The following is a 240-nucleotide window of genomic DNA, read 5'->3' as shown; positions in this document are numbered from 1 at the left end:
CCGGTGCCAGCGCCCGCTACCTGGGCCTGCCGTCGGAAGAAACCTTCATGGGCAAGGGCGTTTCGGCCTGCGCCACCTGCGACGGTTTCTTCTACCGCAACAAGCCAGTCGCCGTGGTTGGCGGCGGCAACACTGCCGTGGAAGAAGCGCTTTACCTGGCCAACATCGCCAGCAAGGTTACCTTGGTGCACCGTCGCGAGACCTTCCGCGCCGAAAAGATCCTGGTCGACAAGCTCAACG

The 240-nt window shown here is 63.3% G+C and carries 1 protein-coding gene; it reads left to right on the top strand.

Annotated features, from left to right (window positions below):
- On the top strand, nucleotides 1-240 hold a 240-nt coding region (locus SB786_RS37525; RefSeq protein ID WP_410731750.1), incomplete at both ends, for an FAD-dependent oxidoreductase.

The sequence above is a fragment of the Burkholderia sp. SIMBA_062 genome (genome assembly GCF_046534765.1).
Classification (GTDB): Bacteria; Pseudomonadota; Gammaproteobacteria; order Burkholderiales; family Burkholderiaceae; genus Burkholderia; species Burkholderia ambifaria.
This window is presented reverse-complemented; position numbering and strand designations above follow the sequence as displayed.